This is a genomic window from Paenibacillus sp. NPDC057967 (genome assembly GCF_042887015.1).
In the GTDB taxonomy this organism is placed as follows: domain Bacteria; phylum Bacillota; class Bacilli; order Paenibacillales; family Paenibacillaceae; genus Pristimantibacillus.
The window spans coordinates 204,128-228,486 of sequence record NZ_JBHVQB010000001.1; the positions used below are offsets into that span (position 1 = coordinate 204,128).

Genomic DNA, 24,359 nt, shown 5'->3' on the forward strand with positions numbered 1-24,359 from the left:
CCAGCTACAGCATTCAGCGAGAATGGCTTAAATGCCGGGAATAGCCGAACGTTTATGCTCGGTCTTCAAATATTGCTTTTCTAGCTTTTCACGAGTCTGTGGCGCAATATCCTTGCCTTCCAGATAATCGCTGTTCTCATCGTACTTGATGCCAAGCTCGTCCTCGTCCGTCTGACCGTCCCATAGGCCGGCTGTCGGCGCTTTGTGCAGCACGCTGTCGGGAACGCCCAGATGTGCAGCCACAAGCCTCACCTGGCGCTTGTTCAAGGTGCTAAGCGGCGTAAGATCAACCGCTCCGTCGCCCCACTTCGTATAGAAGCCGGTCACGGCCTCCGAAGCATGATCCGTCCCGACTACAAGCAGGTTCATATCGAAGGCGAGCGCATATTGCATGACCATTCGGGTTCTCGCTTTGACGTTGCCTTTGCCTCCACGGCTTATATGGCGGTGAATGCCAAGCGACTTGAAGCCATGCTCGACCTCAAGAGCAATCTCATCAACAGCTTCGCCGATATTCGTCTCTACCTTATGCAATAGGTCGAATGCTTCTGCAACCGCATAGCTGTCGGCAATATCTACTTGCTTGTCATAAGGCTGGAAGACGCCAAGGGTCATATATTCTTTGCCCGTCTCTTCGCTGAGCTCATCCGTCGCGCACTTGCACAGACCTGCAACAACCGCACTGTCAATGCCGCCGCTAATGGCGATGAGCAGGCCGGCTGCATTCGCGTCTAGTACATATTTCTTCAAGAAATCGACCCGTTTGCGAATTTCGGCAGCCGGATCAATCTCGGGCTTTACGCCGAGACGCTTAATAATTTCCTCTTGTAAAGTCATCTGGCAGCTCCTATTAACCGCAATATTTGTTGAATGCGTCCGTCAAGTCTTCCGCAATATCAGCTGCGGAACGATTCTCGATTTGGTGGCGCTCAATAAAGTGAACCAGCTCTCCGTCCTTCATCAGTGCGATAGAAGGGGAAGAAGGCGGATATGGCGCGAAGTATTCGCGTGCCTTCGCAGTAGCTTCCTTATCTTGGCCTGCGAACACTGTAAACAGGTGATTAGGCAGCTTCTCGTTCTGCAACGCTTGGGCTACGCCCGGACGGCATTGGCCTGCCGCGCATCCGCACACGGAATTGATTACGATCAGCGCCGTTCCTTGTGCCCCTGGCACATGCTCTTCTACTTCTTCCGCTGTGCGAAGCTCTTGAATCCCCAGCTTCGTAAGATCGTCACGCATTGGTTGAACCATGTCCAACATATATCTCTCGAATGACATCGACATGCTAATACACTCCTTCAAGGACTATTTTAAGCTATTATACCGTCCCTTACGAAAATAAAGCAACCGGAGTTGCTACTCCGATTGCTCCCTTTCCCGCGGCTCTGGCTCCGGTTCCGGCTGATCGGCTCCGCTTGCGGCATCATGCTCCGGATGGAAGAATGTACCTCACTCCGGCTCGATGCCGCGCTCGAACCAATCGCGGTTCTCCGCAGTCAGAAAACCGATGTCCTTGAAGGGATGCACCCATTGATCGCCAGCCATGACAGCAGGATCGGTATCGATGCTCCATTGCTCCAATGGAGAGTGCGGGGATTCATACATATGATCGCCGATCACCACCCCGTAATCATTGAGAAATGGAGCTTCCGGCCCTCTGCCCTCGCGGAATTGCGGGAGAAACTCGATTTCGTAAGGATCAAGGGCGGGATCATCCTCCGGCTTATGCTGGTTAGAATGGTTGTCGCTCAACGCTGTCCCCTTCTGCCGATCAGGTCGACGGACGGTTGGGCCCGTTCAGCTTCTTGTCTATGCCGGCACTGTCGTCCGCTCCGCTGGCTTTGGATGCGTTCTGAGCCGCTTGCGACTTCTGCTCCAGGGAGCTTCCGTCTTGCTTCGTTCTCTCGGACATATTGTTCTGCCTCCTTCGCGGATTACGGCGCCTTGAGGCGTCCGCTATTATCCATTCATGGATTAGAATGCCCGGCGTCCTCTTCCGTTATGTTGAAGGTGACGATAAAAGTTGTGCCTTCCCCTTCGGCTGTCTCGACATCGATTCGCCCCCCATGCCGCTCCGCGATGCTTAGACAGAGCGGCAGGCCGAGTCCCGTACCACGGGTCTTTGTCGTGAAGAAGGGCTCAAACATATGCTTGAGCTTATCCTGCGGAATACCCGCGCCTTCATCCGATATATACACGCTGATTTCCCCTTCCCTATAGTCGGTTTTAATACGCAGATTCCCCTTTTCCCCCATCGCCTCCATCCCGTTTCTGGCGATGTTCAGCAGCATCTGCTTAATCTCTCGATCATTCAGCTTCATATGCGGCACATCCTTGCATAACATCACTTCAAGCGACTGCCCTCTTAAGTTGGCATCGGCATTCAGCAGGGGAACCAAGTCGCTAATCGTTGTATTAATGGACGCCAGCTCCATCTTGAGCTCTCGGTTTTGGGCAAGAGATAGAAAATCGCTAATAATCAGATTGGCGCGATCCAGCTCTTCCATTATGATGCGGAAGTACTCATGCTGGCTTTGCGGGCTTCTCTCCTGAATCAGCTGTACGAACCCCCTGATGACAGCCATGGGGTTGCGGATCTCATGCGTAATGCTGGCCGCCATTTGTCCGACGAGGCTGAGTCTCTCCATTCTGCCCAGCTCATCTCTAAGCTGGCTTAGCTCCGTCACATCCTGTGCAATCAAGGCGGCACCCGCCACCTCGTGGCTGCCAGTATCCCGCAGCGTCACCGTTGTGTACAGCAGCATGGCGCCTTCCTCCATCTGGGGAACGGTTGTTGTCGTCATGCCGTTCAAGGCTTCATCCAATAGAGGAATGCAGGCATGGTCTGCGCCCTCCTGAAACACATTCCGATACGGTCGCTTCTTCACGTCCTCGACCGAGCCGAAGCTATCTTTCATGCCCAGCAATCTGAAGCTTTCATCGTTCACATGCGTAATTCTGGCATCCCGGTCAACCATCATAACGGCTATTGGAGCTTTATCAATAAATTGCTGCAGCTTCTCTACTTCATTCAAATAGCTTGCCGACAGCTGAATAACTTTGTCATGCAACTGCTGCTTCTCCTTCAAGCCTTCTATTATGTAGATGGACAGCCAAACAGCCAGCAGGAGACCAATTGTGGCCATCAGCACGTTCAATGAAACCGTTGACGTCCATGGAGCGCCGGCTTGGCTCATCAATACATAAATAATGCTTATTAACACGACCAGCAATATACTGACAATGAATACACCAATCTTTTCCTTCTTGGCGGCAGCAGCTTTCTGGAACGGACCGATCAGAAATAATAAGATGACCAGGAACACAATCAGGTACACCAGAAAACCGTACATCTCTTCCATATAATCTACGGTCGTCATGCGCAAGCCTGCATAAAGAACCGTAAGCGCTGCCAACGCACGATATCCGCCATATAATGAACCGATCAAATACGGCACCACACGAAAATCAATCTCATATTCATGAACAGATGATGTCGTAAGCAAGCACAAAACCATCGAGATACCGCTCGTTACAGTTATGAACAGCCTGAATCCGTTCCAGCCACGTTCTTTGTCATGCCAAAGCAAGAATGCAAATACGGGGAGTACGGATAAAAAAAATTGGAGCAGCAAATCCTTCAGCACGAAAAGCCGGCCTCCTTCATGAAGCAATTAGTCAGTAATATGAAAGCCTCCGACGAATCCAATCGATGATAAAATTCAACGTTTCCTTGCCGTCTATATCGTTGTGCAGCTCGTGCAGCCCACCCTCCTTGGGATACCAATCGCAGCGGCTCCCCAGATCGCTTGCCAGACGTCTGCTTGCTTCAAATGAGGTAATCCGGTCGCTGTCCCCATGCAAGAGCAGAAGCGGCACATGCAAATCTGTTCCATTCCTTAGCGCCCACTCGCCAGCCGTTTGTACCTCCAAATAGGCTCTAGGTGTTATAGTTGTATGATTAAGCGGATCTTCGCCAATAGGCGGAATGCCCAAATCGCTTGGCCGGAACAGATCCTCCGGCTTCAGTCCAGTCGACATCGGCAAAGTCGGGAATATTCTCGCCACGCCTTTCCCCATCCATTCCTTAATAGCCGGAGGATTAAAAGCCAGCTTGAGCCAAGGACTTGTCAGAATGAGAGCGGCGATGTCCGGCTTCCTGCGAATGGCGCAATTAAGCGCAATATTTCCTCCCATGCTGTGTCCGTACAAATAAACCGGAATATCGGCATGCCGCTCCTTGGCTTCCTCCATAACACGAAGCGCATCCTCAATTGCGGCGTCCATCGCGCTCATATGCCCGCGCTTCCCTTCTGAACGCCCGTGTCCCTGCAAATCATAAGCGACTACGGCATACCCGGCCTCTGTCATCCGCTTGGCAGCATAGCGATAACGCTCTCCATGCTCTCCATGGCCATGGACAATTAGAATAAGCGCCTTGGGCTTCTCCGCCTCTGGCAGCCATTCTCTTACATACAGTCTCTTCGCTTCCGTTCCAAGCACTTCCCATTCTTCACGAAGCATAATGAATCGACCTCCTTGCCCGAGTAATATAATTAAATTATACTGGAAACCATGAATTTGAATATAGAGAATGTTTTAATATAGGAGCAATGTCATGGATTATGATGTGATTGTAATTGGGGCCGGCTCATCCGGTCTGATGGCGAGTGTAGCCGCAGGAGAAGGCGGAGCAAGAGTTCTGCTGCTAGACAAGGGCGACAAGCTGGGGCGCAAGCTCGGCATATCCGGCGGCGGCCGCTGCAACGTCACGAATGCGAAGGAACTGGATGAATTAATCAAAAATATTCCAGGTAATGGTAAATTTTTGCATGGAGCTCTTGCGACCTTTAATAATAGGCATATTATTGCATTTTTTGAAGGGCTGGGCATTCAGCTTAAAGAAGAGGACAATGGCAGAATGTTCCCTGTAAGCGACAAGGCGAAGACAGTCGTGGATGCACTGGTGGGCAAAGTCCGTTCCCTTGGCGTTGATGTAAAGGTGAATAGTCCTGTAAGCCGGGTCATCTATGAGACTGGCCGGGCGGCCGGCGTTTTGCTGAAATCAGGGGAGACGATTCGGAGCGGAGCTGTTATCATTGCAGTCGGAGGAAAGTCTGTGCCGCATACCGGCTCTACCGGAGACGGCTATGCCTGGGCCGAGGAAGCCGGTCATACCATCACAGAACTCTTTCCGACAGAGGTGCCCTTAACGTCGCAGGCATCCTTCATCCGCAGCAAAGAGCTGCAAGGATTATCCCTTCGCGGGGTCACGTTATCCGTATGGAATGGAAAAGGCAAAAAATTAATTGAGCATACCGGCGACATGATCTTCACGCACTTCGGCATATCTGGGCCGATCGTTCTCAGATGCAGTCAATTTGTCGTGAAGGAGCAATGGAAAAACGGCGGTACAGCCGTTAAAACATCAATTGATCTCTTCCCGGAGCTAACTGCCGATGCGATCTATGCGCAGACGATGGCTCTGTGCAAGGAAGAGTCCCGAAAAGCCGTCAAAAATGCGCTGAAAGGTTTTTTTCCGGAAAAGCTTATTCCACTGCTGCTGGGACTCTCTGGACTCAAAGAGGACATTACGTACGACAATATTCCGAAACAAGCCTGGATGGAGCTTGCCAAGCTCGCCAAGTCGTTTCCCGTTTCGGTTAACGGCACGCTCTCTATTGAAGAAGCATTCGTCACAGGCGGAGGCGTCAATCTGAAGGAAATCGATCCTAAGACGATGCAATCCAAGCGGATGGATCGCCTTTACTTCTGCGGAGAAGTGCTGGACATTCACGGCTATACGGGCGGCTACAACATTACGGCCGCTTTCACAACAGGCTACAACGCCGGCAAGCATGCGGCGGAGACTATGGAATATTCCTGACATAAAAGGCGCTGTCGAACCAAGTTCGACAGCGCCTTTCCCTTCCTGCTTAGGCTGCGTCCTACGTATGGACATCGCCTGAGAAGTGATTATAGGTTTCGGAATCCGGGAGGAATTCCTCTTCGTTAATCGTGCCGGAATCCCGATTGTGAAGCCCCGATTCCTCTTCATGAATCCAGTCCTCATTCACCACATGGGCTGGAATCGTAATCCCGTCCAGCGCGTAGGCCGTATTAGTGATCGCTTCTTCTTCGATTGCCGCCTGTTCGACCAATTGGCCGCCATGTGACTGCGCAATCTCCAGTGCGGACGTCAGATCGCTCCCATCCACATGAATATGCAGTTGGCGGTCGTTATGCGTCACGGGATCATAGCCCAGCTCCTGCAGCATGTTCCTCGCCAGCTCCGCGCTTTTGTTGTCGCTAAAGTCGAATAAGATTGCCGAATGCAGCTGTGACAAGCACATCTCCCTTTCGTCAGTTGGAATGGTAGGCTCCTTGCTTCTCATAGCATGCCAACTTATGGGGAAAATCATGTCATGCTCATCAACCGTTATGCAGCCGTCTCCCTCTCCCCTGTCCGGACTTCCGCACGATATTTGAATAACGGCACCAGCAGCAGCATCGCAAGAAACATTAGCCCTGCAGCCGTACAATAAATGCCGACAAGTGGAAAGTGCTGCTTCAGCTTGGCCGCCACCAAGGTCATGACGACCATCATGCCCATAAACATAGGCGATAGAACGCCGTTGACACGACCGATAAATTTCTCTTCCGTCCATTGCAGTATCATCGTGCTGATCCCGATTTGAATACAAGGGAATCCGAGCCCGCCTATAAATTGCAGCGATAGCGACAGTGGAACGCTGGTGGACAAGCCGATCCCCGCCATTGTGAACGAGCTGAGCAATATCCCGATTGCAAGCAGCTTCTGCGGTGAAATCTTCTTGGCCATCATCATAACCAGCCCGCCGCCAAGCAGCATCGCAACGCCATTCACCATCAGCACATATTGCAGAAACTCCTTCGGTTGGCCAAGGCGCTCGATGACTACGAACAAACCCAGCGTCTGCGTCGTGCCGACCGCAACGCCTGCAAGCGCGAACGTGCCGCCGAGCGATCGGAGTACCGGACTGCGCCATACGTACTTCAGCCCGTCGCCAAGCTCGCTCCAGAAGCGGCCCTTCTCGTTCGCATCCTTCTTCTCGATCTCCTTGTCCCGCGGAATGCGGAACAACACGAGAGCAGAGAGCAGGAAGGCAACACCCATGATGCCTACGGAAATCTCAATTCCAAAACGGTGATAGCTGATTACGCCAAGCGACGGTCCGACTACCATAAAGATAGCGACCAGCGATTGGAACATCGCCATCGCCTGCTGCAGCTGTTCCGGAGCGATGTGCTGCTTGAACAGCTTCATGGCTGACGGCTGCGAGAATTGCGACAAGATCGCAGATACAAAGGTAACCAGATAGACCATATGCCAGGAGCCGTACATAATTGTAATCAGAACGGCAAAGACGGATACGGCCGACAACAGGTCACACCAGATCATTGTTAATCGCGGCTTCCACCGGTCGGCGAACGTCCCCCCGATAAAGGAGAAGACAAAGATGGGCAGAAGCTCCACAAATGTCATTAGTCCTACCGCAAATGGATCATTGCTTGTTTTGTCTGTGACATACATCAGAATCGCAAAATTTCGAATCCAGATTCCGATTTGCAGCAACACGTTGGACAAAAGTATCGTTTGAAAAAAGGTATTGCCTAATAACTTCCCTGCCGGCTGAGCCGGCAATGCCTGTTCAGACATGATCTCCCTCCGCTGCCTATCCAATAATTTTCCAGTCCATTCTAATGATAACCTTGTTCTCCAAATGGCTTCAGCTTCTCCAGCCATTCCTCCTTCAGGCTTTCCACCTTGCGTTTGTAGTCTCTGGCCACATTCGCTAGCTCCTTGCCTTCCGCATCGTATACATCTCTGTAATCATAGCGGATATCTTCCTCAGTTTTAACCGTCTCAAGGATGAGATACGCAAAGGCCTCCCGCCCGAATTGCTTCCATTCCTGCTGCAGTTTTTTGTTCATATGGGACCCCAGATCCAGGATAAATTGCTCCTTGTTCCATAATCCGTCCATATTAGTAGAGGCGCCAATAAACATTCGGCCGTTTTCGTTATTTTTGATTCCGTAGACGCCCATCTTACGAACCCGGTCCTGATATTCGGCTGTCATCGTCTTGCGAGCCGCTTTGTCCGGCTTATTCTTGCCCTTCTTCTCCATCTCGCCGCTGCCGATAGCCGCTGCTTCCGGTTGTACCTTCGCTTTTTCTTTTTCTTTTTCTTTTTCTTTCAACTTGACCCCATCCTTCCCGTTAATCGGAATCCAATAAGCGGAACCGTCGTCCTCGCGGTCCAAATATCCATATTCCACCAAATATCTGCGCAGCGATACATAATGGTCGTCGGAAAATCCCATCAGCCGCACATTCACTTCATCTTCCGTGTACCGCTCGCCAAGCTTAAAAAACGACGCCATATGGCGAAGCAACGCTACTTTGCGTTTCTCTTTGCCCGGTATGGACGCGAGCGGGCCCTCAGGACCTTCCGGCAAATACTGCTGAAGAATCTTGTCGTACTCCTCTTCTGTAATTGCAAACCGCTCATCCATCACCGTAGCCGTCCGGTGAACGGGCATAAACTTCGGGACGCTCTCCTCGCCACCCTCCATCAGATCCATGACAGCCAGTAGCACCTTCGCTTGCTTGGCCTTCTCCTTCAAGACGAAGCGATGATTGCGAATGGTGGAGGCGCTGCCGCCCGTACGCTGTACAATCTCGCGGTCCGACAGCCCTTGCGCAAAGTCGCGAACAAGCTGCTTCTGCACATCCGTCAATCCCGAGGCTTTCTTGTCCAGGCTGAGCAAATAGTCCAGCATGGAGCCATGAGCGGATTGAACATGGTATCCTGCATACTTCGCCGCGGTAAACAATCGATCTGTGTCCGGCAGCTTGAATATTTCCCCTTCCTCGAACTGCTCTCCGCAAAGCAGGCAACAATAACTCTGTGTGCGGCCTTCATATACGTAGCCTTGCTTGATCTCCTCGCTTGAAGCGTTCCAGAAGCGTTCATCCAGATTCATTTTCATCCACACCTTATATAGACTAATTTAATTATCGTTTGCTTATTATATAGACATAATATCAAAACGTTTGTTTTATTGCAATATGGCATCATAAAAAAAGCTGAACCAATTGGTCCAGCCCTTCAAGTAAGCATATCGCCTGCGCCTTACAGCGTTTCCTTGCGATCCTTCGGCAGCCATAACGCCAGCATTCCAAAGAGCGGCAGGAAGCTCGCAAGCAGCATGACAAATTCCATACCTTGCACATCCGCCACATTCCCCAAGATAACGGAGCCAAGCGCCCCCATGCCGAACGCCAAGCCTGTAATGAGGCCCGAAGCCGTGCCAACCTTGCCCGGCATAAGCTCCTGCGCATACACGACGCTGACAGAGAAGCCGGATTGCAAAATAAAGCCTAGCAAAGCAATGACGGGATAAGCCCAGACAAGCGGCAAATGCGGCAAGATCAAGGCAAACGGCGCCGCTCCCAGGATGGAGATCAGCATCATCTTCTTCCGTCCGATCCGGTCGGCAAGTATACCGCCCAAGAACGTGCCAAGAACGCCAAAGATCATGAACAGGAACAGCAGTACCTGTGCCGACTGGATCGTCAGCGCATAAGTATCCCTAGCGTAGAACTGATAGAAGCTCCCAATCGCCGCTCCATACCACGACCTCGCGAATACGACCAGCAATAGAATAGAAAGCGCTATGGCTACGACTCTATTATTCGCTGCGCGTCCAGCCTTCGAATCGGATGCCGCCGTTTTTTTCTTCGGCACTCTGCCTCCATGTTCCGCAAGCCTTGCGGCGTACCATGGCACCACTTTAAACAATACCGCAATCGCGAGTGCAGCCAGCAGCATCCCCCACGCGGCTCCACGCTGTCCCAGCGGAATAAATATCGCTGCCGTCATGATGGGTCCGAGCGATTGTCCGAAGTTGCCGCCAACCTGATAGATCGATTGCGCGAACGCACGCCGGTTGCCGGCAGCCATATGAACGACGCGAGAACCTTCCGGATGAAAGACGGCGGAGCCTAGCCCGACGAACACGACAGATAACAGCAGCAGCGCATAGTTAGGCGATACCGCCAGCCCTGCCATGCCGGCCATGCTGCACAGCATGCCCACCGGCAGCATCCATGGGCGCGGCCATCGGTCCGACAATGCGCCTACAACAGGCTGCATGATGGAGGATGTCATATTGAGCGTAAAGGCGATCCATCCGATCTGACCGTACGAAAGCTTCAGAGACTGCTCGAAAATCGGGAATAGCGCGGTAACCACAGTCTGCATGGCATCATTAAGCATATGTACAGAGCTGATGGCAAACAACATCGTATAGACGGTTGCGGAACGCAGCGTATCTCCAGCCGTTTTTGGCGCTGGTTGGTTCGTAGACAAAGAATAGGACCTGCCTTTCATACCTCTCTTGGTGTTATCACTGGGTGATTGTTGCGCTACAACATGCTATTGCTATAGGCCAAACCGGATGCAGACCGGAATGTTCAGCTCAAGCTCATGTCCCGTCGGGGATAAGGTCCCTTGCTCCTGATCTCTGCGGAATACGGCGATATTATTGGTTTTTCCATTCGCCGCCAGCACATACGCACCATCTGGCGTAATGCCGAAGTTGCGCGGCAGCTCGCCGCCGCAGCTTATATGCTGAATCGGCGAGAGCTCGCCCGACTCAGGCGAAATCGCAAATACGGCAATGCTGTTATGTCCGCGGTTGGAGCTGTACAAATAACGTCCATCAGCAGAAACGTGAATATCCGCCGAGTCATTGTACCCCTCATAGCCTTCCGGCAAAGTGGAATAGGTATGCTCTACGCGGAGGACGCCAGCATTCCGATCTATTCTAAGTAACGTTACGCTGGATGCCAGCTCATTCGCGACATAAGCGACGTTAAGCGAGGGATGATACGCAATATGCCTGGGTCCCGCTCCGCGGAAAAATGCAGTCTCGTCCGTCTTAACCAACGTCCGTCCCTCTTGACGGTACGTCACAACCGCATCCATACCCAGGTCAACCGCGCATACATAAGGTGTTCCGGGTACTGGAGACACACAATGGGCATGCGGCTTCTCTTGCCTGTCGGCGACAGGCCCGGGCTCGCATTCATGCTGCATGACAGCGCTAGCCGCCTCCAGTTCCCCGTCAGCCGTGAGCGGATGAAGCGAGATGCTTCCCCCTGTATAATTAGCGGCGTAGAGCGCTGTTCCCGCTTCGTTGACGCTGATGTAGCAAGGATGTGCGCCTACTGTAGAAGCCAGGCTCGTAACTTCGCCCAGCAGGCCGGAATCCGTCTGAATGGCAATTGCGACGACTTCCCCGCCGGCAACGCCATTCGATGCTTCGATTTCCTTGGCGGCATACAGCCGCTTCCCGTCAGGATGCAAGGCGAGGAACGAGGCGTTCTCGACTCCATTCACACGCTGTACGATGCTAAGCGCTCCTGTTTCCTTGTTTATTTTACATACATGAATGGTCGCATCCTTCTTCTCGCCGTACGACCCTACATAGAAAATCCCTTCGTTCCAGCCGTTAGCAGACGTACTCATGACAACCCAACCCTTCTCCTATTAATTCCCTACTGTGAACATAGCACATGCCATGAAGTCATACAATGTCTTTTTTCAGAATATAGCTTCACATTTAGACGATAATGTGTTACAATGTAAGCGCTAACATTTCAGGTGATCAATTTTCTTAAGGGGGATTTTGTGATGAATGTTGCGCTACAGGATCGGAATGTATACGAGGAATTTGATGTGGAGTCGGATGTGCTTTATTTCAAGCTCGGGATGCAGGGGCTCGTGAGCTTCCATGGCAGAAATTATAATAGAAAAAAAAGAATGACTGCCGACGAATTGAAGAATCTGATTTCCAAACAGAACTTTGTGCAAATCAGCTCTTCCTGCTACATAAACACCGTAAAGATTGCCTCGGTGGTCAGCGGGACGGTCTACTTCGGCCCGGAGCATTCCGACGCGAAGCAACTGCCGGTCAACCGCAGGAAGCAGCAAGAAATTAAACAGCTCATCTCCAAGCGTCAATAGCAGAAGGCCAATTGAACTCGTACGACAGACAACCGTCCGATTCCTCTGAATCGGACGGTTGTTCAATTTCCCAGGTCCTGCTATTCTAGCAATAACCGCTACTTAATCGAGGAGGACTACTGACAATGACAGTACATAGCAAAGCCTACGAGCAATCCTACTACGACGAACCCGCCGTTTGGCTGGAATGGGGGCCTTACCAGGCGGCCGTACTGCCTCGCATGGGCGCCAATCTGATCGCCTTCCGCGATACGGAGAAACATTACACCATCTTAAGAGAACCGGCCGCCGATGAAATGGACCTCTTCCGGTCCAATTCCGTCATTTACGGCATTCCGGTATTATTTCCTCCGAACCGTTATAAGGATGGTACATTCACATGGAATGGCCGCACCTATACTTTCCCTATCAATGAAGAGCGTACTGGCAACCATCTCCATGGCTTCTTCCTGGATTCCATCTGGAACGTAGACAGCTACGGCACGACCGATCAAGAGAGCTTCGTGAGCCTCAGCATTACGGTTGAAGAAGGTCACCCGATCTATGCCTACCTCCCTCACCGGTTTACCATTTCGCTGCGTTATTCGCTTAGCGAACACGGCTTGCTGCAGCATGTTATCGTCAAAAATAACGGCGAAGAGGCCATGCCATGCATGCTCGCTTTCCATACGACGATCAATGCGCCTTTCGCGCCAGAGAGCGCGCCGGAAGATTATCGCTACACGATGACGATAGACAAGCGCTGGGAGCTCGATGAGCGTATGCTTCCTACAGGCAAGCACCAGCCGCTTCTTCCGGAAGAGGTGCTCATGAAAACAACCGGTCTGTCTCCGTTCTGGGAGCCTATGGACAATCATTATACAAGCACCGCGAACGCAAGCGGCCGCCATGCAATGGAGCTGACCGATACGCGCGAAGGCGTCACGCTTGTCTATGACGTTGGGGCTGCGTACAAGCATTGGATGATTTGGAACAACAAAGCCACCCCGGGCTTCTTCTGTCCCGAGCCGCAAATTAATCTGGTCAATGCACCTAATGTCGACCTGCCGCATGAGCAGACGGCGCTCCTGGCGCTTGAGCCGGGGGGCATATGGGAAGCGACCAGCCGCTTTTATTTCCGATCCGCTAAGTAATTTATAGTTAGAATGGTTCATCCGAATCCAACAAAGCGCCCTTTTCCGGGGCGTTTTTTTGTGCAGAAATATAGGATTCATGCTGAAAATCAAATCTAAAACTAACCTTTAGGTAAGTAGATGAAAAAAATGTGCGTACTTACGAAGCTATCGTGGTAGCTATATACTCATCATGCACGAACCAATAAGGAGGAACACGTTATGAAAACACTCGTAATCGTCACACACCCGCATATGGAAAACTCGGCCATTAACAAAAAATGGGTAGAGGAGCTTACTAAATATCCAGAGAAGTACACGGTTCATGAGCTTTACAAGGTGTACCCCGATGGAAATATAGATGTGGAGCAGGAACAGAAACAGATTGAAGAACATGGCAACCTCATTTTACAATTCCCTGTTTACTGGTTTAACTGTCCGCCTCTTCTGAAGAAGTGGCTGGATGAAGTATTTCTCTACGGGTGGGCTTATGGTTTGAAGGGTGATAAACTTAAGAACCGAAAAATAGCCCTTGCTGTCTCTGCCGGGATTAAACAGAAGGATTACAGCCCGAGCGGAAAATATAAATTTACATTAGAAGAAGTTTTGGTGCCCTTCGAAACAACCGCAATGTATTGCGAGGCCGACTATCGTTCGTTCTTTGCCATATATGGTACTGAACACGGAACTTCCCCCGAAGATCTGGCAATAAGCGCAAGAGATTACCTGAGCTTTATTGATCAATTGTAAGTTGCAGCAACTTCCTGCAATTTGTTGTTTTCTCCCCACTCGCACATCAGATTAAGCAAAGGAATAAGGGAGAGACCGCGATCAGACAAAGAATACTCCACCTTCGGCGGCACCTGAGGATATTCTTTTCTAATAATAAGCTTATCCGCCTCAAGTTCCTTCAGCATCAGGCTTAGCGTCTTAAATGAAATGGTGCCTATGCTCCGTTTGAGTTCGTTATGCCGCATAACCTTATTTTCAGATAACCAATACAAAATAATCATTTTATATTTGCCGCCAATCAGGGACAGCGTATGCCCAAAGCCGGTCGCTTTCATATCGACACCTGTCGGTACACAGGTTTTATCCATTATTACACTCTCCTTTTATCCTATATACGTACTTTGTAATCATACGATATATGATAACACTTCAGCCTCCTTTATGAGATGGATTCTATGAAATACCAAGTCGGCTTCTATCAGAGTGTCATTCGGCTTCTGAACGACATCGATCGCGGACTCCTGGCTGATTGATGGCGGAAGAAGCTTATGCAGTCCCAATAATAAAAGGACGGGCCAATGCCCCGTCCTTTCCCCGTTTATTATGCTTTAGGTTAATAATAGCTATAGCTGAAGCTTCTTCAATTGATAGAATTCGCCTTCCGCCGCCACCAGCTCTACGAATGTCCCCACTTCCGCAATCCGCCCTTGCTTCATCACTACGATGCGATCGGCATCGCGGATTGTAGAGAGACGGTGAGCCACGATAAATGTCGTCCTGCCTTTGATCAATTGCTGCATGGCCTTCTGGACATGGAATTCGGATTCATTGTCGAGAGCGGAGGTCGCCTCGTCGAGTATGATCACCTGCGGATCACGGATAAGCGCCCGCGCGATCGCAATACGCTGCCGCTGGCCGCCGGACAGCTTGCCGCCATGCTCGCCGACAAGCGTATCCAGACCATCCGGCAGACGGTCGATGAAATCTCTCAAATTCGCCATCTCGACAACGCGCTGAATCTGTTCCTCTGTAATCTCGTTCAGGCCATATGTAATGTTGTCGCGGATCGTACCTGAGAACAAGATGTTCGTCTGCGGAACGACGGCAAGATGCTTCCGGTAGCTCCGCAAATCAATGGAGGACAAATCGATGCCGTCGACGAGCACCCTTCCCGCTGTTGGCTGCAGAAACCCGATAACCAGATTGAGAATCGTCGATTTCCCTGCGCCCGAAGCGCCTACGAATGCGATGCACTCGCCGGGCTTAACAACAAGCGAAACCTGCTCCAGCACATGATGCTCGCTGCCGGGATACGACAGCTCCACATCCTCGAACCGGAATTCGCCCCGCACATCAGACAGCTTCATCTTGCCTTTATTGTCCTCAATATCCTGCGACATCAGAATTTCGCGTATCGATGAGATCGATTCCAATCCCTTGGCGAGCTGAGGGTAAATCGTAATAAGGCCCGTAATGGATGTCAGAATCATGCCGAAATAGCCTTGATAGAGCACGACATCGCCGACAGGAATTTGGCCCGAATAGGCCAAATACGCGGTGAACATTAAGCAGAATACCTGAAAGATTTGGAACGATACCCAGTTCGACGCGCCGAAGTACGCTTCCACGATATCCAACTGATAGCCTTTGCCTTGAATGACGCGCAGCGTGGAATCAATCTTGCGGATTTCGACCTTTTCAAGTCCATGCGCCTTCGTAACGGGAATCATCTCAACCATCTCCGATACGCGCGAGGACATTTGCTCGATCTCTTGCCGGAATTCCTTGTTCTTTTGCTTGATCTTGCGTCTGAATATCGTAACAAGAAACACAGACATCGGAATCGTCAATATAAAAAATGCCGATACAAGCCAGCTGTATGTTGCCGTAATTGCAAAAGCGATCACGATATTAAGAATCGCGGGCATCAGCGCGATCATAATTTGCTTCGACATCATCTCGACTGCCTCTACGTCGCGAAGCACCTTCGATTGAAGCTTGCCCGCCGGCAGCTCTCGGTGCGAGTTGATGGACAGCTGCTGCAGCTTGCGCACCAATGCGCTTCGCAGGCCCGCTTCCACGAATCGGATGGCCCGGCTGAGAAATGAAATATATGCCGCATGGGTAGGTATATTTTGCAAAATAACGACCATCACAACCGCAAAGTTGATCCATAATCCGCTAACGGGATGATTCACAGGATCCGTCGCGATATTAATAATATTGGCCGTAACGATGGGTAACACATAGACCGGCGAACTCTTGATCACAAGGAATAAGAGCGATATCGCCAAGTTTAAAAAATTCCCCTTGTAAATGGACAGCAAAAACTTGAGGGGAGTGGCTTCCCTCTCGAGCGCCGCCTGCTCCAGCGTGCTTCCCAGTGAAGCGCCCGGCCTTGTTCCGGCTATGCTTTCAGCCATGCATCTCATCCTTCCGCAGCTTGCCTATTCCGTCAATCGCTCTTAACAGTAGGCTACGGCAACCATCATACGCCCAAAAGGATGAGGTGTAAATGTGTGATTGTGCGATGCTTTTATTCAATTGTGCTCTATGGTTATGGCTTGCCCGGCAAGCGGTGTCGTTTGGCAGTCTTATCCTCGTTCACTGGATAAGTCGTCCCGCGGTACAGCAAATCGCAGGTTAGCATAATTTTTTCCAGCGGTTCGTTTTTGTTTGCAATTCGGCCGAACAGCCGCTCTACCGCTTTTTTCCCCAACGCTTCCTTGGGCACATGCGCAGTCGTCAGCGGCGGATCGCTACGATAGGCATCCTCAATATTATCGTAGCCTGTGACCGAGATGTTCTCTGGCACAGATAGACCAAGCTCCGCAAGCGCTTGTATCGCCCCGATGGCAATCCGGTCATTAGCGCATACCAGTGCTGTCGGCAAGTCATTCCGGCTCATGCTTTCAATAGCCCATTGCTTGATGGCTTCTACCAATTCAGCTTGCTCCAGCCCATCTAGAGACAGCAACAGATCATCCTTGGCCAGCTTCCTCGCCTCTGGCAGGCGTTCCTCTAACGCGGAGCGAAAGCCTAGGAAGCGATCCAGAAAGCTGCGTGAATACGCCACGTTTCCAATGAACACCATCCTCCGATGTCCCATGCCAATCAGATGCTTCGTAAGCCGGTAGACGCTTTCGTAGTTGTTGGCAAACACCGTATCCGTCGGAATCAGTGCATCTTCATGATCTACCAGCACCATTGGCAGGCCGATCCGATGCACTTCCAGCAGTAAGGAGGTCGATATCTCCCCTACACCGATTAAGCCCAAAATTCCGCTCGGATTGAGTATATCCACGAAATGCTCCACGCTCTGCTCCGACACGATAATCATACCGTAACCGTCCTGTTCCAGTCTGGACGAGATACCATCCATGACTCGTCCCCAATATAGCGATTCTTTCGTCTGGAACCGGATATTCGGCATCAGCAGCAGTACCGACTGGCGGTTTTTGGACGGATCTGCTGTCGGCTCCGTCTTCGCAGCATGCATATACGCATGCTTCTGTGTGAAATATCCCAGTTGGGCAGCCGCCGCAATAACGCGCTCTCTCGTAGCCTCGCTTACGCCTCCCTTGCCAGAAAGCGTCTTCGATACGACGAATTTCGATACGCCCACCGAATCTGCAATCTGCTGCATCGTAATTTTGTTAGACACGGCTTGTTCACCCCACTTTCGACTTTGTTACACTCTGTTCATGGTCCGTCATTTGACTTCTGATCCGAATATTAGATCGCTGGCATCACATTGCCGCCATTTACTGGAATGTACGCCCCTGTAATAAAACTGGATAAGTCCGATGCCAGGAAGGCTACTGCATTCGCAATTTCCTGATCTGTCCCTCTCCGCTTCAGCGGCACGCTGCTGCTGTACGCCTCGTTAATCTCGCTATGGTTATCCCTGTCCCGATCGCTAATCGTCCAGCCGGGCGCAATTTGGTTAACAGTAATTTGGTGCTCTCCTACTTCCTTCGCAAGTACTCGATAAAGTCCGTCCATTCCCCGCTTGCCGGCAGTGTACGCGGACTGTGTCGCGAAGTTCTGCATCGCACATTCGGTATTGATGCCGATCAGCCTGCCATATCCGGCTTCCTTCATCGCCGGGAGGAATGCTTTTGCCAGAAAGACGCTTTGGAGTACGCAGGATTCGAATTGGCTGATGTAATCGGCAGCAGGCTGCTCCAGAACGGTCGTCCATTGATATTGAACAACTGCATTGGCTACTACAATATCGATTGCGCCAAGGCTTGCGGTTATGTCTTCTTTCATACGGAGCACATCGTCTTCACGAGTGACGTCCGCTTGCACCGCAATCGCGTGTCTGCCCTTTATCTCGATCTCTGCCTTTAGCTCGACAGCTTTCCGTTCATTCGAGTGGTAATGAATGGCGATATTCGCTCCGCAGTCAGCCAGCGTGCGAGCCATGACTCGCCCAAGATCCCCCGTTGCACCTGTTATCAGCACATTTTTGCCGCCTAATTCGATCTTCATATCCGATGCTCTCCTCGTCTTAACGTATTGGTTAGATTTGTTATATTACTAATTATCGATCACACTAACAAATTGTCAATAAGTTATCGCCGAAGAGAACGGAGAAAAAAAGCTTATTCGCCGCAGAATGCCAGCTCTGCATGCAGCCTGACTTCTAATGTCGAATAAGCTTCGTTGATATTACTCCTTGTCTTCAGGAGGAAGAATGACGATCTTGCCTTCATTCATCTCCACTCTTACTTTATTGCTATTCTTCAGACCGATCGTCTCCAGATAAGCTGCCGGTACCTGAAGCCTTCCCGCCTTGTCCAGAATCGCATATTCGACATGCGAGCTTCCTTCCAGCTCCAGCTCTGCAAGCTCCTCCGCATATGATCGCTTGCGCAGCATTTCCGAGGAAATCTTCCCGTCCCGAATCGCAGCTACCCGATCTACCTTCTTCGCCAGCTCCGGATCATGCGTGACAATAACAATCGTAATGCCGATGGACCGGTTCAACTCACGGAACAAATCCAGAATTTGATTCGACATCTTCGAATCGACGGAGCCCGTCGGCTCATCCGCAAGCAGCAGCTTGGGATGATTCGCAAGGGCGATTGCAATCGCTACGCGCTGCTGCTCGCCGCCGGAGAGCTGGTACAGCTTGTTGTTCGCCCGATGGCTCAGCCCTACCGCCTCCAGCAGCTCCTTCGCCCGATAGCGCTTGCGGCTGCCTGTCAGAAGAATGGGCAGCTCGACATTCTCTTGTGCGGTCAGATACGGAATCAGGTTGCGCGCGTTATTCTGCCAGACGAACCCTACGCTCTGGCGCTTGTAGCGCACCAGATCCCGCTCCTTGAACTTCAGCATATCCTTGCCGTCGACAATCAGCTTGCCTGCGGTCGGCCGGTCCAAGCCTCCAAGCATATTCAGCAGCGTCGACTTGCCGCTTCCGCTATTGCCGATAATCGCCATCAGCTCGCCGGATTCGATCTGGAGATCCAGGCCCTGCAGCGCAAACACTTCCAGGTCCGCCGTTTTATATATTTTCACAAGTCCTTCGCAATGGATCATCGCTTAATCCTCCCCGAGTTTCAGAGCCTGATGGATGCGGAGTCTGGACAGCATGTATGCCAGAATGCCGATGCCTATAGTGAGCATCATGCCTACCATCCAATAGATGCGCACCATGTCGCCCGGATCAATCTGCACGAGGAACGGCGGCACGAGGCTGCTTGGATTAAATACGATCTGGAAGTTCGGCACATATAGCATGCTCGCCAGGTTGCCGACGACGATGCCGAGCAAGACGGCAACGCCGGATGTAAGCACCTGCTCGACTGCCAGCATAGCGATCAGATTGCCTACCGATAATCCAATGGCTCTCAATATGCCGTTCTGCAGCGTCCGGCCGCGCAGCGACAATACCCAGTAAAGCAGGAAGCCAATAAAGCTGACCAGCAAAGAAATGACGAAGCCAAGCGTCAGAATACCGTTAAGCGCCAGCAGGAACGGATCATTTTTGGCAAGAATCAAATCCTCTTTTGTATTGGTAATTTTGCTGACTGCCAGCTTGCTCTCTTCAATGCCCTTGTACAGCTCCGCAGTCGTAGCGTCAGGCTTCAGCTTAAGCCATACTTGATACGGCTCCATTGCCAGCTGCAGCTGAATGCGGGACAGGTGGCCGACAATCAGCATCGGAGCTCTATTCGTGCCTACAGGAACAATGCTTGCTGTCGGCATAGGATTAAAGGTCGGGAAGTAATCGATGACTCCGAATACACGGAAAGGCTGCTGGGTTACGCCCTCCCAGCCAATCCAGATCGTATCCCCCGCCTTGACTTTCTTCTGCTCGGCAAGCGTGCTTGAAATGAGGACCGCGTCCGATTCAGCCGCCATCAGATTCAAATAATCATTAAGCGGATAATCCATCAGTGAGTCACGGAACCAGGTGGTCATGCCGAATTGATCCGTCTCGATTCCCATTAGCGTCACTTCAGCCGTATCTTTGTTGAACGTATAAAAAGCCTTTTCTTTTGTAAATACCTTCGCTCCATGCTCCACTCCAGGCAAATTCAGGAACGGCTCGAATGGCGGCTCCAGGTAGTTGACGCGCTTAGGCACCGAGGCGGTATCTCCGCCGCCACCCGGACCGCCGCCAATCGTCGGAGGAGGCGGCGCGTCATTGATCCAGTTCACGTTCAGTACCATATCTGCCCCGTTGCCATATTGAATCCGATCCTCGGAGTTCAAGTTGATTGTTCTTGCCGCTGAAGCGCTGAATACGCCCGTTGCAATCGTCATGATCAAGAAGATCATCAGAAATTGATATTGGCTGCTGGAGCGGCCTACCTGAATCAAAGTGGCATAGATCGACGGAGGCCACCATTTCTTGCCGATCCAGTAAACCAGCCTAAGCACCCATGGGTACAGTCGCAATAGCAGTAAGCCGCTGCCCATTATGAACAAGGCAGGCACAATGAATTGAAGCGGATCAATATTCAGATCCGTGGTGCTGAGTCCCAGCGATTGCAAGTCCTTCAACCGGGTCTTGAAGGTATACAGACCATATATCGCAAGTCCCAGTGCGATCACATCCAGAAACAGCTTATGCCAGATCGGCGTCTTCACAAGCCTTGCCATCTGCTGCTTATGATCGACAATGGAGACCCGTGTCGCAAGAATAATGGGAATAAGGATAATAATCAGACATGCCCCTGCTGCAATAGCGCCGTACAAGTAGGATTGTTCCGTAATCCGGATCGGCAGATTAACACGCTGAACAAACTCCATAAAGCCGTTGGACGCCCCCAATATTCGGGTGAGCCCTCCTCCCAGGAACGGGCCGACCAGAAGCGCAATGCCGCATAACATAAGCCCCTCTACGAAGTAAGCCGCAATGACCTGCCATCTTGCTGCGCCCCGGCTTCGCAGGACGGCGATTTCGCTCTTCTGCCTGCTCGCGATCAGGTTGGATACCATGAACATATAGAATGCTAGCATGATAAGTACAGGGACGTTCAGCGCCCACATGAGCAAATTCAAATTAGCAGCCCGGTACAGGTAATAATCGATCGTATCATGCGCGACCGCGTCCACCTTCATCTGATAAAGCGAGACGTTTCGCAGAAGCGCCTGACGCATCTTTTCATACGTGTCCAGATAGGCGTTTACATGCATAAACTCCATTTTGGTATAATCCATAACGAGATACCAGCCGGCGCTCGTAATCGGTATGCTCTGGTCACGCAGCATAAGCTGCTTGCCCGTCTCGAACGGTAGAATCAAGCTGGTGCTCATATCGCTCAGGTTGCCGTAGCGGAAGTAAGGATCATCGTCCTCCAGCTTCTCGAAGACGCCAACGGGCTTGAACTTGACAGGAGCCGGCATCTTGTCGCTATGTACCATGAACTCGGTATTCAGCACCGTCTTGAACTGAACGAGCGCACGCTCAGTTACCAGCACCTCGTATACGCCGTCAACGGGGGTTGCCGAAGGCATCTTGCCGTCCTTCAGCTTAATATGCTTCTCCAGATCGCTGAATCCTTTGACCGTGACCGCCTGCGAATTCCGGTCGGTGATCTCCTCGGGATCATCCGCCCGCTTCATCCGGAGCGAGGTAGACGCCACATCGTTCACCAATTCCTGCACAGGGAGCTGGAAGCCAGGCGCCCCTTCCGTCTTGATGAAGGTGTCGTAGCGCTCGAACATCCCGTTGAAGCGATCCGGCTTGTCTGTGAAGCTCATCGTGGAATAGACGGCGCCCGGGTATTGATTGGACACTTCCTGCCAGCGCTCCAAATCCTTCTTGAGCATGCGAGACAATATGCCTTCCGAATAGATCGGCATGCTGCTGACAAGCGCCACGGACATGAGAATGCCGATGAGCAAGCTGAAAACAAGCCATTTGTTCTGTACCATTTTGCGGATAATCATAACAAACAAAGCCATGCAATTAACCTCCCAGGTCCAAAGGCATTACAACAAACAGCTGAACGAGTCCGTCGTCCCGCGCATCATTCCTATCTATTACTGGAGCACGATCAACTGGCCTTCCTCAAGACCCTTCGTAATTTCTACTTCGGTCGAACCCACAATTCCCTGCTCGACATCGACCTCGCGTATTTTGTCCCCTTCTTCCAGAATGCGTACGAAGGTACGGCCCAAGTAATTGCGCAAGCCGCTGCGAGGTATGAGCAGCACGCCTTCCTTCTCCTGAAGACGAATCGTCACATCCGATTTCGTGCCGATGGTAGCCGACTCCGGGAGCGCGTCTGTCTCGACATACACATGCGTGCTATAACGGGATCGCAGAATCTCATCATCTGTCTGCGGCGCGCTGCTCGGCGTCTGCGTAACTTTGCCCTCAACAAGCTCCGTTCCGAATTTCAACGAAGCGTTGAAGCCCACAGTGACCTTCATCGCATCGGAAGACGTATCGATCTGGAATGATACGCGCAGCTTGGAAGGATCGGATATCATGACGATGGTCTCGTAAGGCTTGACGACATCGCCTTCCACGATCGGCGCGACAAATGTAACCCTTCCGTTCATTGTCGCAACCAGTTGCTTGTTACTATACGACTCTTGCAGCCGGTTATATTTGATTTGGTCAATCTCGTATTGCAGCTGCGCAATGCGCAGTCCTTCTTCGTCCTCCGCAAGCTTAGCTTCCCTAAGCTTCTTCCGGGATACGAGCATATTCATCTCAAGCGTACGCAAATTGACATCCATATCGCCCACGTCCAACTGGACAAGCGGATCGCCCTTCTTCACATCGTCCCCGGCCCTGACGAACACTTCCTTGACGCGGCCGCCTTCGGCTGTAAATTCAACGGCGTCGGAGAAATAGGATTCCAGCGTGCCGTTGCCCTTTACTTCTTGAGCGATCGCTCCCTTTACGACAGGTGTCGTACGGTAGTTCTCTTGCGGCGGTTTAACAAGCGGCGGCTTAAGCGGCTCCTCCTCCGCCGGAAGCAGCGAACAGCCGGATAACGCGATTACGATTATAAGTGCTAGGAATGCTTTGGATTTAAGTCGGAACCACAATTTGTCCATCCTCCAATTCATACACATGATCAACAATCTCCATAATAGCGGGATCGTGGGTGGTCATGATGATCGTCATCCCCGCTGTCTCCACCAGGCTGCGGAATACTTTCATAATTTGCAGCCCTGTTCGGCTGTCGAGCTCGGCTGTCGGCTCATCTGCCAGAAGCAGGCTTGGCTTATGCGCAATAGCCCGGGCAATAGCTGTCCGCTGCTGCTCGCCCCCCGACATCTCGAATGGGCGATGGTGCATCCGTGGGGTCAGACCCACATGGTCTAGCGCCGCTATGGCAGCCGACTTCCTCTCCGACGCAGGATAACCCGATACCCGGAGGACAAATTCTACGTTTTCATAAGCCGACATTAAGGGAATTAGTGCAAACGATTGAAAGATTAGCCCCATTCTCGTACGCCTAATAGTATCCCGTTCCCGATTCGATAGAGAAGACAGCTCCTTTCCCTCGAACAATATCGAGCCGTCGCTTGGACGGTCCAGTGCGCTTAGCAGATTGATCAGCGTTGTTTTGCCAGAGCCCGATCTCCCTTTAAATGCGATAAGACTCCCTGAGGGAATATGCAGATTGACACCCTTTAGCACATGAACAGCTCCTGAGCCTCTCCCGAAAGTTCGTTTGATACCGCTAGCTGCAATGATGTCCGATGATGCTGGCTCCATCGCTTTCGCCTCCATCTCTCGTTAAAAACGTTTACATTAACCTTTTCCTACCATTCTACCCTTCCATACTTGGGAGTACAAGTGATTTTATAGCAACTTATTAGCATAAATACACTAACAGGAAATCTTCCATAAGTATAAAAAATCGTCCATAATTATCAATTTATAATGACTTCTTTTTCGCTTTTTGAACGCCGCTTTTACATTCGTCTTCCCTGCGCCATATTTGTGTGTCATTT

General features: G+C 51.3%; 23 protein-coding genes. 4 read left to right on the forward strand and 19 right to left on the reverse strand.

What is annotated here, in order from left to right:
• Positions 1-27: 27 nt before the first annotated feature.
• The 6 genes from nadE to ACFVSO_RS01025 all read right to left on the reverse strand — a co-directional run bounded on the left by nadE (position 28) and on the right by ACFVSO_RS01025 (position 4,525).
• On the reverse strand, positions 28-837 hold the full coding sequence (gene nadE / locus ACFVSO_RS01000; protein WP_387469153.1) for an ammonia-dependent NAD(+) synthetase: 810 nt from the start codon (positions 835-837) through the stop codon (positions 28-30).
• A 13-nt stretch (positions 838-850) separates the two neighbouring features.
• Positions 851-1,285 carry a BrxA/BrxB family bacilliredoxin gene (locus tag ACFVSO_RS01005; protein WP_387469156.1) on the reverse strand — a complete coding sequence of 145 codons (435 nt, stop codon included), beginning with the start codon at positions 1,283-1,285 and terminating at the stop codon, positions 851-853.
• A 165-nt stretch (positions 1,286-1,450) separates the two neighbouring features.
• Entirely contained in the window at positions 1,451-1,753 is a 303-nt protein-coding gene (locus ACFVSO_RS01010) for a DUF3905 domain-containing protein (RefSeq protein WP_387469158.1), read from the reverse strand.
• 19 nt (positions 1,754-1,772) lie between these two features.
• A complete protein-coding gene (locus ACFVSO_RS01015) occupies positions 1,773-1,913 on the reverse strand; it encodes a hypothetical protein (RefSeq protein WP_387469160.1) in 141 nt (46 codons plus the stop codon).
• 55 nt (positions 1,914-1,968) lie between these two features.
• The gene (locus ACFVSO_RS01020) at positions 1,969-3,648 is read right to left on the reverse strand and encodes a two-component system sensor histidine kinase NtrB (protein ID WP_387469162.1); all 1,680 of its coding nucleotides are present in this window, start codon (positions 3,646-3,648) and stop codon (positions 1,969-1,971) included.
• 31 nt (positions 3,649-3,679) lie between these two features.
• On the reverse strand, positions 3,680-4,525 hold the full coding sequence (locus ACFVSO_RS01025; protein WP_387469164.1) for an alpha/beta hydrolase: 846 nt from the start codon (positions 4,523-4,525) through the stop codon (positions 3,680-3,682).
• A 94-nt stretch (positions 4,526-4,619) separates the two neighbouring features.
• On the opposite strand from ACFVSO_RS01025, the gene ACFVSO_RS01030 reads away from it, so the two are divergent.
• Positions 4,620-5,888 (forward strand): BaiN/RdsA family NAD(P)/FAD-dependent oxidoreductase, encoded by a 1,269-nt coding sequence (locus ACFVSO_RS01030; RefSeq protein WP_387469166.1) that lies wholly within the window; start codon positions 4,620-4,622, stop codon positions 5,886-5,888.
• Positions 5,889-5,949: 61 nt separating this feature from the next.
• Here the strand turns inward: ACFVSO_RS01030 and ACFVSO_RS01035 are convergent, their stop codons facing one another.
• The 5 genes from ACFVSO_RS01035 to ACFVSO_RS01055 form a co-directional block, all read right to left on the reverse strand.
• Complete coding sequence (locus ACFVSO_RS01035) at positions 5,950-6,348, reverse strand: hypothetical protein (protein WP_387469168.1); 399 nt, start codon at positions 6,346-6,348, stop codon at positions 5,950-5,952.
• Between the two features lie 92 nt (positions 6,349-6,440).
• A complete protein-coding gene (locus ACFVSO_RS01040) occupies positions 6,441-7,700 on the reverse strand; it encodes an MFS transporter (RefSeq protein WP_387469170.1) in 1,260 nt (419 codons plus the stop codon).
• Positions 7,701-7,741: 41 nt separating this feature from the next.
• A complete protein-coding gene (locus ACFVSO_RS01045; RefSeq protein ID WP_387469172.1) occupies positions 7,742-9,028 on the reverse strand; it encodes a DUF2087 domain-containing protein in 1,287 nt (428 codons plus the stop codon).
• Positions 9,029-9,177: 149 nt separating this feature from the next.
• A complete protein-coding gene (locus ACFVSO_RS01050) occupies positions 9,178-10,350 on the reverse strand; it encodes an MFS transporter (RefSeq protein ID WP_387470514.1) in 1,173 nt (390 codons plus the stop codon).
• A gap of 138 nt (positions 10,351-10,488) precedes the next feature.
• Positions 10,489-11,577 (reverse strand): lactonase family protein, encoded by a 1,089-nt coding sequence (locus tag ACFVSO_RS01055; protein WP_387469174.1) that lies wholly within the window; start codon positions 11,575-11,577, stop codon positions 10,489-10,491.
• A 165-nt stretch (positions 11,578-11,742) separates the two neighbouring features.
• Between ACFVSO_RS01055 and ACFVSO_RS01060 the strand changes: the two genes are divergently transcribed.
• The 3 genes from ACFVSO_RS01060 to ACFVSO_RS01070 all read left to right on the forward strand — a co-directional run bounded on the left by ACFVSO_RS01060 (position 11,743) and on the right by ACFVSO_RS01070 (position 13,937).
• Complete coding sequence (locus tag ACFVSO_RS01060; RefSeq protein WP_387469176.1) at positions 11,743-12,075, forward strand: LytTR family transcriptional regulator DNA-binding domain-containing protein; 333 nt, start codon at positions 11,743-11,745, stop codon at positions 12,073-12,075.
• Positions 12,076-12,200: 125 nt separating this feature from the next.
• Complete coding sequence (locus tag ACFVSO_RS01065; protein WP_387469179.1) at positions 12,201-13,208, forward strand: aldose 1-epimerase; 1,008 nt, start codon at positions 12,201-12,203, stop codon at positions 13,206-13,208.
• 201 nt (positions 13,209-13,409) lie between these two features.
• Positions 13,410-13,937, forward strand: coding sequence for an NAD(P)H-dependent oxidoreductase (locus tag ACFVSO_RS01070; RefSeq protein WP_387469181.1), 528 nt, complete (start codon positions 13,410-13,412; stop codon positions 13,935-13,937).
• Here ACFVSO_RS01070 and ACFVSO_RS01075 read toward each other — a convergent pair.
• From ACFVSO_RS01075 to ACFVSO_RS01110, 8 genes are all read right to left on the reverse strand, one after another.
• Entirely contained in the window at positions 13,928-14,287 is a 360-nt protein-coding gene (locus ACFVSO_RS01075) for a winged helix-turn-helix transcriptional regulator (RefSeq protein ID WP_387469183.1), read from the reverse strand. The two genes, ACFVSO_RS01070 and ACFVSO_RS01075, sit on opposite strands and share 10 nt — an antisense overlap.
• 255 nt (positions 14,288-14,542) lie before the next feature.
• Complete coding sequence (locus tag ACFVSO_RS01080; RefSeq protein WP_387469185.1) at positions 14,543-16,342, reverse strand: ABC transporter ATP-binding protein; 1,800 nt, start codon at positions 16,340-16,342, stop codon at positions 14,543-14,545.
• A gap of 134 nt (positions 16,343-16,476) precedes the next feature.
• Positions 16,477-17,583, reverse strand: a complete 1,107-nt coding sequence (locus ACFVSO_RS01085; RefSeq protein ID WP_387469188.1) for a substrate-binding domain-containing protein — start codon at positions 17,581-17,583, stop codon at positions 16,477-16,479.
• A gap of 71 nt (positions 17,584-17,654) precedes the next feature.
• The gene (locus tag ACFVSO_RS01090; protein ID WP_387469190.1) at positions 17,655-18,416 is read right to left on the reverse strand and encodes an SDR family NAD(P)-dependent oxidoreductase; all 762 of its coding nucleotides are present in this window, start codon (positions 18,414-18,416) and stop codon (positions 17,655-17,657) included.
• 180 nt (positions 18,417-18,596) lie between these two features.
• Complete coding sequence (locus ACFVSO_RS01095) at positions 18,597-19,469, reverse strand: ABC transporter ATP-binding protein (RefSeq protein ID WP_120108980.1); 873 nt, start codon at positions 19,467-19,469, stop codon at positions 18,597-18,599.
• A 3-nt stretch (positions 19,470-19,472) separates the two neighbouring features.
• Positions 19,473-22,346 carry an ABC transporter permease gene (locus tag ACFVSO_RS01100; RefSeq protein WP_387469193.1) on the reverse strand — a complete coding sequence of 958 codons (2,874 nt, stop codon included), beginning with the start codon at positions 22,344-22,346 and terminating at the stop codon, positions 19,473-19,475.
• 78 nt (positions 22,347-22,424) lie between these two features.
• Positions 22,425-23,453: an efflux RND transporter periplasmic adaptor subunit gene (locus ACFVSO_RS01105; RefSeq protein WP_387469195.1), complete on the reverse strand. Its 1,029-nt coding sequence runs from the start codon at positions 23,451-23,453 to the stop codon at positions 22,425-22,427.
• The gene (locus tag ACFVSO_RS01110; protein WP_387469198.1) at positions 23,428-24,120 is read right to left on the reverse strand and encodes an ABC transporter ATP-binding protein; all 693 of its coding nucleotides are present in this window, start codon (positions 24,118-24,120) and stop codon (positions 23,428-23,430) included. Before ACFVSO_RS01110 ends, ACFVSO_RS01105 begins: the two co-directional genes overlap by 26 nt.
• Positions 24,121-24,359 lie beyond the last annotated feature (239 nt).